Source organism: Arthrobacter sp. Y3223164 (assembly GCF_059091005.1).
Genome location: NZ_JBNHGF010000300.1, coordinates 1 through 3,345, shown reverse-complemented (window position 1 = coordinate 3,345; position 3,345 = coordinate 1). Strand labels below are relative to the sequence as shown.

2 protein-coding genes, 1 tRNA gene and 1 other RNA gene are annotated in these 3,345 nt (G+C 68.3%); 1 reads left to right on the top strand and 3 read right to left on the bottom strand.

From position 1 onward, the window contains the following. From AC5RUJ_RS12935 to AC5RUJ_RS12925, 3 genes are all read right to left on the bottom strand, one after another. Window positions 1-1,164: DNA polymerase III subunit gamma and tau (locus AC5RUJ_RS12935; protein ID WP_494155964.1), on the bottom strand; the 1,164-nt coding region annotated here is incomplete at its 3' end. 75 nt (window positions 1,165-1,239) lie between these two features. After that, window positions 1,240-1,335: signal recognition particle sRNA small type (gene ffs / locus AC5RUJ_RS12930), an RNA gene on the bottom strand. A 46-nt stretch (window positions 1,336-1,381) separates the two neighbouring features. Continuing rightward, window positions 1,382-2,395 carry a prenyltransferase/squalene oxidase repeat-containing protein gene (locus AC5RUJ_RS12925; protein ID WP_494127744.1) on the bottom strand — a complete coding sequence of 338 codons (1,014 nt, stop codon included), beginning with the start codon at window positions 2,393-2,395 and terminating at the stop codon, window positions 1,382-1,384. 541 nt (window positions 2,396-2,936) lie between these two features. Here AC5RUJ_RS12925 and AC5RUJ_RS12920 point away from each other — a divergent pair. Beyond that, window positions 2,937-3,024 (top strand) — tRNA-Ser (locus AC5RUJ_RS12920). Window positions 3,025-3,345 lie beyond the last annotated feature (321 nt).

The following is a 3,345-nucleotide window of genomic DNA, read 5'->3' as shown; positions in this document are numbered from 1 at the left end:
ACCGTAGCTGAGCCGGCGCTCGATCCGGTCCACCCGAGCCGCGACGCCCTGCTCGCCCTGGTCGGCGGCGGGCAGCAGGATCCGCGCGCACAGCAGTTCAAGGTGCAGGCGCGGGGAGGTGGCGCCGGTCATTTCGGTCAACGCCTGGTTGGTGATGTCCGCGGCCCGGGAGAGCTCGGACGCGCCCAGCTGGTTGGCCTGGGTCTGCATCCGGGCGATCTGGTCCTCCGGGACGCCGCGCAGGATGGCGTGGGCGCTTTCCGGCATGGCGCGCACGATGATCAGGTCGCGGAAGCGCTCGAGCAGGTCCTCGACGAAGCGGCGCGGATCGTGGCCGGTCTGCACCACGCGGTCCACCGCGCTGAACACGGTGGACGCGTCGCCCGCGGCGAAGGCGTCGACGACGTCGTCCAGCAGGGAGGCGTGCGTGTAGCCGAGCAGGGAAACGGCCAGTTCGTAGTCCAGCCCGTCGGGTCCGGCGCCGGCCATCAGTTGGTCCAGCACGGAGAGCGAGTCGCGGACCGAACCGCCGCCCGCCCGGATCACGAGCGAGAGGACGCCCGGGGCCACCGGAACGTTCTCCTGCCGGCACAGCAGTTCCAGGTACTGCATCAGCGGTTCCGGCGGGACCAGCCGGAAAGGATAGTGGTGGGTCCGGGAGCGGATGGTGCCGATGACCTTGTCCGGCTCGGTCGTGGCGAAGATGAACTTGATGTGTTCCGGCGGCTCTTCGACGATCTTGAGCAGGGCGTTGAAGCCGGCAGACGTGACCATGTGGGCCTCGTCGATGATGAAGATCTTGTAGCGGTCGCGCACCGGGGCGAAGGTGGCCCGCTCGCGCAGGTCGCGGGCGTCGTCCACGCCGCCGTGGGATGCGGCGTCGATCTCGATGACGTCGAGGCTGCCGGGTCCGCCGCGGCCGAGCTCGACGCAGGAGTCACAGGTGCCGCAAGGGGTGGGGGTGGGGCCCTCCGCGCAGTTCAGGCAGCGGGCCAGGATGCGGGCCGAGGTGGTCTTGCCGCAGCCGCGCGGGCCGGAGAACAGGTACGCGTGGTTGACGCGGTTCTTCTGCAGCGCCGCCATCAGCGGATGGGTGACGTGTTCCTGCCCGATAACGTCCGCGAAAGTGTCCGGGCGGTAGCGACGGTAAAGGGCTGTACTCACGATCAAACCCTATCGGTTGAAACTGGGCCGGTGCACGCCGGAGCGGCCGGGCTGGGGATAGGCAGCATGGGGGTAAGTAAAGACCCCTCATGCACCTGACAGAGCCCGCTTACCCTTGCTACCTTCCGGTCCTGGGGGAGTTCACAGGATGACACCGCATGAGGGGCCGACGAACAGTCTACCTGACGTCGGACGGCGGCCCGAAATCAGGCGCCCGTCACCCGCCGGGGGTCGTCGGGGAGCCGGCGGCGGCGTCGGGAACGGCGTCGGGAGCATCCCACCAGCGCAGCACGCGGGAGCACCGCAGCGTGGCCCAGCGGCCGATGTCCTCTGCCGTCCAGCGGAACCACATCCGCCCCGGATACGGGCGGTACCCGCCCCAGTTGCCCGGGCTGCGCCGTCCGTGGGCCACTACCTTGATGGCGGGCGCCATCCGGTCGTCGTGCGGGCAGCCCTCGGCGCGAAAGTACTCCAGTCCGCGCAGGATGTCGTAGTGCCACTGCGGCGGGAACCGGAACTGGGACAGCGAAGGATGCGCCACGGCCCCGGTCCGGTGTGACCGGTAGAGCGAATGCATCAGCAGGAATTCGCGGCCGCGTGCCTCGGCGACGTCCACCTTGATCGAGCCGCCGCTGTGCCGGTAGGCAGCCAGCGCCTCCAGGGTGCTGATGGTGGTGTGGAACGAGGCGTGCTTGGTCGGTGAGCTGTGGGGCTCGCAGTTCCAACCGCCGTCGTCCAGTTCCTCGGCCAGCAGCCACGACACTGCCTTGTCGATCCGTGGATCGCCGCCGAGTCGCTGGCCCAGCTCGGAGCCGACCAGCACAGCCATGGCGGTGACGCAGTTCTCGGCCCGGTCCTGGTGCCGGCCGTAGGTCAGCCCGCCGTCGAAGTACTCTGCCCCGTCCAGCAGCCTCCGACAGCCGGCCACGGCCTGAGGGTGCCCCGGGGCGAGTCCGAGCCAATGCAGCAGCAGCAGGGTGAACATGGTGGAGGTCCATTTGGGGTTGTAGAGGCCGCCGCCCCAGCTGCCGTCCGAATCCTGCGCCGCGAGCAGCAGGGCACCCCAGCCGGAGTCGGCGATTTGGGCTTGCGCGGCCGCCACTTCGCCTTCGGGCGCGTCGCAGAGATCACGCAGGGTTTGGAACCGGATTGACGCATCCCCGGCCAGCAGCCAGTCCACAATGCGTGCCGGTGGCACGCTGCCTACCGCTGACTCTGTACCGGTGGCCATGTTGTTTAGTCCCCTTAGAAAAGGGGCTGCCCCCAGCCCCTCACCTCACCCATGGCGTAAGTTTGCCACTGCCGGTCGCAGCCTTCCAGAGCTAAACGGCGGCGGTACCCGCGCGGTCTCGGATTCGATTTTTGGGCCCGTACAGAAGGGGTGGCGGCCGTCTCCGGAGGAGGCCAGGCCGCCCAACCTCAGGCCCCTTAGAGGCTTGGCTTGAGGTACATGAACTCCCGGATTCGGCTCCCTAAATTCCCGCGCCCCAGCCCCATGGAGTCCTCGGCCCCAGCTTTTTGGACTTCCGTGCCGGGCTCCCCTGGACTTTCGCCCGGCTCCCTAAACCTTCATGCCCTCAGCCCCTAGTCGGCCCGCGACCGAGGTCCTTGGAGTCCTCGGCCCCAGCCGCATGACGTCCCGTGCCCCAGTTCCTTGGACTCGCGCACTCCAGCTTTCTGGACTCCCGCGCCCAGTTCCCTGCACTCCTGCCGATTCGGCACATGGGGCCGCTTTCGGGTACTCTGGTATCTGCTCTTGTGAGCAAGCATCTGGAGGATTCGCCTAGCGGCCTATGGCGCACGCCTGGAACGCGTGTTGGGTTCACGCCCTCGGGGGTTCAAATCCCCCATCCTCCGCCAGACCCAGCGGCCCCGATCTGCACTGTAGACCGGGGCCGCTGGCGTTAAGGTGCAAGGCCGGTTGCCGAGGCGCAGCGCAAGGGCGGACGAGAAGGCGCAGCGCAAGGCCGGGCGAGGGGTTCTTACCGGCGAGCCAGCCGCGGATCCGGCTGCTTCTGTCCATGTTCAGCCATAACTGTCCATCTTTTGGCGAATCACAGGCCCCTGACCTGCGGCTTTGCCCCAGGGTCGTTTTAAACGTGGACAGTTGCGTCCCGTGACGCGCGCCGTCAAGCCTGCTGCCCGAGCCGGGCGAGGCGGCGGCGAGCGGCGGCTTCGCTC